General features: G+C 69.8%; 4 protein-coding genes. 2 read left to right on the top strand and 2 right to left on the bottom strand.

Annotated features, from left to right (window positions below; all coding sequences use genetic code 11):
- The coding region (locus L0P92_RS41870) for an MFS transporter (protein ID WP_234768377.1) at positions 1–1,317 on the bottom strand (1,317 nt) is incomplete at its 3' end.
- Between the two features lie 70 nt (positions 1,318–1,387).
- On the opposite strand from L0P92_RS41870, the gene dusB reads away from it, so the two are divergent.
- Together dusB and L0P92_RS41860 are read left to right on the top strand one after the other, a co-directional pair.
- Positions 1,388–2,560 carry a tRNA dihydrouridine synthase DusB gene (gene dusB, locus L0P92_RS41865; RefSeq protein WP_234768376.1) on the top strand — a complete coding sequence of 391 codons (1,173 nt, stop codon included), beginning with the start codon at positions 1,388–1,390 and terminating at the stop codon, positions 2,558–2,560.
- Between the two features lie 351 nt (positions 2,561–2,911).
- Positions 2,912–3,394 carry an NUDIX hydrolase gene (locus L0P92_RS41860; protein ID WP_308289814.1) on the top strand — a complete coding sequence of 161 codons (483 nt, stop codon included), beginning with the start codon at positions 2,912–2,914 and terminating at the stop codon, positions 3,392–3,394.
- A 53-nt stretch (positions 3,395–3,447) separates the two neighbouring features.
- Here L0P92_RS41860 and L0P92_RS41855 read toward each other — a convergent pair whose 3' ends face one another.
- Positions 3,448–5,013: an oxidoreductase gene (locus L0P92_RS41855; RefSeq protein ID WP_234768374.1), complete on the bottom strand. Its 1,566-nt coding sequence runs from the start codon at positions 5,011–5,013 to the stop codon at positions 3,448–3,450.
- Between the last annotated feature and the right edge of the window lie 281 nt (positions 5,014–5,294).

Raw genomic sequence — 5,294 nt, 5'->3', positions numbered from 1 at the left:
CCACGTCCAGCAGCGCGGAGACGGGCAGCACGACCTCGCCGTGGCGGGTGTGCCCGGCGAGCCACGGGGCCGAGCGGCCCCATAGACGGGCGGTGAGGACCATCTCCTCTCCGCCGGCTGACGGCTCGTGGAGGCGACTGCCGCGGCGACGCCGGCCTGCGCCCGCGGCATCCCGGAGACCGCCGTGTTGGTGATCGGCGCGTTGACGAACCCGAATCCGATCCCGAACACCGCGTACCCGAGGACCAGCGTGACGTTGGAGGTCTCGGCCTCGAACAGGGCGAACATCGCCGCGCTCAGCGTCATCGCGGTGCCGGCGATCAGCAACGGCAGCCGGGGGCCCCGCGTGCCGACCAGCCGCCCGGCGAGCGGTGCGCACACGAACATCGGGGTCGCCATCGGCAGCATCCACAGACCCGCGTGCAGGGCGTCCAGCCCTCGTACGTTCTGCAGGTACAGCGTCGACAGGAACAGGAAGCCGCCCAGCGCGGCGAACGCGCCGATCGCGATGACCGTGGCGCCGCTGAACGGGGCCGAACGGAAGAACCGCAGGTCGATGAGGGGTTCGGTGCGGCGCGGCTCGTACCAGAGGAGGCCGAGCAGGGCCACGAGGGCGGTGATCGCGAAGGGCAGGACCGCTGTGAACCCGGCGTTCGGGGCCTCGATGATCGCGTACGTCAGTGAGCCGAACAGCGCGATCACCAGGAGCTGGCCGACGGGGTCGAGGCGGCGGGCCTTGGGGGCGCGGGACTCGGGGACGTGGAGGAGGGTGAGGAGGAGGGCGGTCAGGCCCACCGGCAGGTTGACCCAGAAGATCGCCCGCCAGCCGACCGAGTCCACGAGCAGTCCGCCGACCAGCGGGCCGGCGCCCATTGAGATGCCGACGACCGCGCCCCACACGCCTATCGCCCGTGCGCGTTCGCGGGGGTCCACGAAGGTGTTGGTGATGATCGACATCGCCACCGGGTTGAGCATCGAGCCGCCCACCGCCTGGACCATGCGGAAGACGATCAGGGAGTCGAGGTTCGGGGCGAGGGAGCACAGTGCCGAGCCGATGGTGAACAGGACGAGGCCCGCCATGAAGACGCGTTTGCGGCCGATGCGGTCCGCCGTGGAGCCGGCCAGCATCAGGAGGGAGGCCAGGACGAGGGTGTACGCGTCGATCGTCCACTGCAGGCCGGATGTGCTGGCGTCGAGGTCGCGCTGCATCGCGGGGAGGGCGACGTTGAGGGCCGTGGTGTCGAGGCTCACGATCAGCAGGCTCATGCAGCAGATCGCGAGGACCAGCAGGCGGCGGCGTGGGCTGAACTCCGGCATTCTTGAATAGTACGCCTAACTAATGAATTTCGCCGCTGTCCGTCCGGTACGTGAGAATGGGGGGATGTCCATGACCGCCTCGCCCGTCGTGCCGCCCGCCGTTTCGCCCGTCGTCTCGCCCCTTCAGGTTGGTCCGCACAGCGTGCAGCCGCCTGTCGTCCTGGCTCCCATGGCTGGGATCACGAATGCGCCCTTCCGTACGTTGTGCAGGGAGTTCAGCGGGGGCAAGGGGCTGTTCGTCAGCGAGATGATCACTACTCGGGCGCTGGTCGAGCGCAACGAGAAGACCATGCAGCTGATCCACTTCGACGAGAGCGAGAAGCCTCGTTCGATCCAGCTGTACGGGGTCGACCCCGCGACTGTCGGCAAGGCCGTCCGCATGATCGCGGAGGAGGGGCTGGCCGATCACATCGACCTGAACTTCGGGTGCCCGGTGCCGAAGGTGACCCGGAAGGGCGGGGGGTCCGCGCTGCCGTACAAGCGGAATCTGCTGCGGGCGATTCTGCGGGAGGCGGTGAGCGGGGCGGGGGAGCTGCCGGTGACGATGAAGATGCGCAAGGGCATCGACGACGATCACATCACCTACCTGGACGCCGGGCGGATCGCCGTCGAGGAGGGGGTGACGGCCATCGCGCTGCACGGGCGTACGGCCGCGCAGCACTACGGGGGTACGGCGGACTGGGACGCCATCGCGCGGCTGAAGGAGCATGTGCCGGAGATTCCCGTGCTCGGGAACGGGGACATCTGGTCGGCCGGGGACGCGGTGCGGATGGTGCGGGAGACCGGGTGCGACGGGGTGGTCGTCGGGCGGGGGTGCCTGGGGCGGCCGTGGTTGTTCTCGGATCTGGTGGCCGCGTTCGAAGGGCGTGCGGACGGTGTCGCGCGGCCTGCGTTGCGTGAGGTGGCGGACGTCATGGTGCGGCATGCCACGCTGCTCGGGGAGTGGATCGGGGACGAGGCGCGGGGCGTCATCGACTTCCGTAAGCATGTGGCCTGGTATTTGAAGGGCTTCGCGGTCGGGTCGGAGATGCGGAAGCGGTTGGCTGTCACGTCGTCGCTGGAGGAACTCCGTTCCGGGCTGGACGAGTTGGAGCTGGATCAGCCGTGGCCGGTGGGGGCGGACGGGCCGCGTGGGCGTACGTCCGGCAACAACCGGGTGGTGTTGCCGGAGGGGTGGCTGAAGGATCCGTATGACTGTGCGGGTGTGAGTGAGGATGCTGAGCTGGATACCTCCGGTGGTTGAGCGGGGGTGCCTGCGGGGGCCTGTGGCGGGCTGCGGGTCCGTGCCGGGCTGTGGGCCTGTGGCGGGCTCGGTGGGGGCGGGCGTTTTTGCGCAGTTCCCCGCGCCCCTGATGCCTGCGGCGGCCCGTTGCGGTGTGTGGGGGCTCGTGTAGCGCGGTGCGGTTTGGTGGTGGGTCGGGGCCGCGCCGGGGGGTGTCCGTCCTCGGTCCGGCGGCTCGGTTGGCCCAGGAGGGGCTGTCCCTTGACGCCGGCCGCTGCGGGCGGACACCCCCCGACACGGCCCCTTCGCGCCGTGGGCGACCGCGGTCCGGTGGGGGTACGCCATCCGGCGCGTGACTGACGAGGTGATGAAGTGGGGAGCCCTGTGCCGCGCCCTGGCGCCCGCGTGGTGCTGGTCGACGACGCCGATCGGCTACTGCTGTTCTCCGCACGGAACGAGGCCGGCGGCTCGCTTCGCTGGTTCACTCCCGGAGGCGGTGTGAAGTCGGGCGAGAGTCACGAGCAGGCCGCCTTGCGGGAGTTGCGGGAGGAGACGGGGCTGACGAATGTCGCGCTGGGGCCGGAGATATGGCGAGGGCGTCCATGGGTGACGGTCCGGGAAGGGGTTCTCTACGAGGTTCGGCAGCGTTACTACCTCGCCCGGGTGCCCGCCTTTGACGTCGATACCTCGGCTTTCGAGGACGTCGAAAGGGCCGCGATCAGCGGGCACCGTTGGTGGACCGCCGCGGAGTTGGCCGCGACGTCCGATGTGTTGCGCCCGGCCGAGTTGCCGGAACTGCTGGCGTCCTTGCTGATGGATGGCCCACCGGCCCGGCCGATCAGCGTGGCCGGCTGAGCCTTGTCAGGCGGCATCACTGAAGCTACCCGCCTACGCTCGGCTCTTGCCCGCTAGTTCTTCTGCAGGGTGCGGGTGACACCCGCGATGACGGCGGTTGTCAGCACCCAGCCGAAGGCGATCAGCAGGTAGGCCAGCCACTGGAGGCTGTCGTTCGGCCAATACCAGGCCGTGCGCTGCCCCAGGCCCCCGATGGGGATCAAGAGGTCGAGTGTGTAGACGAGGGGCTGGAACGGGGCACCTTCGCCTTGTTTGACCGGCTTGGGGGCGTCCGTATGGAAGGACAGTGTTCCCAGCAGGATCAGGGCGAGGAGCCAGACGCCGGCCAGCCAGGGCCGGTAGCCGTAGCCGACGGTCACGTCGAGGAGGTGGCCCCATGCGCGGGCTGCCGGGGACAGGGTGCGGCGCCGGTGGCGTTGCTTGGCGAGGAGGACGCGGCGGGCGTCGTCGTCGTGCCCGGCCTTGCGGTACCAGGCTGCCAACTGCTCGTACGGTTGTGGGTTGTAGCCCGGGCTGCTGCGTATCCATGCCACGCGTCGGGTCACGGACTCCCGGTCGCCCACGGCCTCGTGGCGCTCGTCGTTCGCGTCCGTCGTCTTGATGGAGCCGTAGACGAAGCCGTCCAACTCCACTCTCTCCGGCCAGCTGTGCTCGTTCTCATGGAGGTACGAAACCTGAGCGCCTCGCAGGTCGAGGGTGCCGGACGGGGGCCGGGCGAGGGTGAGATCAAAGTCGACGGCTTGCAGGTGCATGGCGACCAGGGCCGGGGCGTTCGCGTCGTCGGTAGGCGGGCCGTTCAGGATGGCTCCGTCGAAGGTCACGTTGTCCGTGACCTGGGTGCCGCGCAGCCGTACCGTGCCGTTCGCGGTGAACCCTTGGGAGAGCTTGAGCGACGAGGCCGTGGCGTTGTCGAGGGTGAGGGCGACGCCACGTGGGCCGGGTCCTTCCAGTCGGGCACCGTGCATGACCAGAGTGCCCGGCAACCTCGCTCCCATCAGCCGGACTTCCCCGTATGCGACGAACCCGTTCTTGCAGAAGACGCCGCCTTCCATGGCCAGGCCACCGGCCGACAGGGCCCACCCGTCCGGGGCGACCAACTTGGCCCCGTTGAGGAGCAGTCCGCCGTTCACCCGGGCGTCGGTGAGTGACAGGGCGGTGCTCACGCGGTTGAAGGGCGTGGGGGCGCCGCCCTCCACCACGCAGTGCCGCAGGGAGAAGTTGCCCTCGATGCGGGCCGAATCGGCCTCGATGCCGGGTATCCGGCTGCCCGTGAACACGAGGGTCTGCGTCGACGCGCCGAGGAGATTCACCGCCTCCTCGAACCAGCAGGCTTCAAGCCAGAGAGCGTGGGCGATCTGCGCGCCGGCCAGGTCCAGGCGTCCGGAGATCCGTGCTCCGGTGAGTCGTAGACGCGCCACCGCACCCGGTTGTCCGGTGTTCGCGCCCAGCAGCAGCGCGGCGACCACCGCCGCCCGCACCGTCCGCTCGGGCCCCCACCGTCCGCCGTCGGCGACCCTGTCCTCCTCCGGAGTACCCGCACGCAGGTCCACCCGCCGCCCTTCGGGGAACGCGTCCCACAGCGCACGCTCCGGTGAAGTCAACTCGTCGTAGGAAAGCACACGTGCAGGGTAGTGATCTTCCTTCGTGCACGCCCGACCCCATCGCACCCGGATCGGACGAAGCCCCTTTCTGTTAGGAGTTCTAAGCCTCACGCGCCCGCAGGGGGCTGCGCCGCCGCTTCAGATGCCGCCAGCGCGTCCGACGTCCGAGGATGAGCATGCCGTCCCCAGCCTCCACCCACCCGCAGGGGCTATGCCCGCCCAGCCACCTCCAGCCCGTCCGGCGTTTGAGGACGAGGCCGTTTAGGCCGATAGGGGTGCAGGGGGCGGAGCCCCCTGGC

This window comes from Streptomyces muensis, from assembly GCF_021474425.1.
Taxonomy (GTDB): Bacteria; Actinomycetota; Actinomycetes; order Streptomycetales; family Streptomycetaceae; genus Streptomyces; species Streptomyces muensis.
Note: the sequence above shows the minus strand (reverse complement) of the source record. Positions and strands in the feature narration are given on the sequence as shown.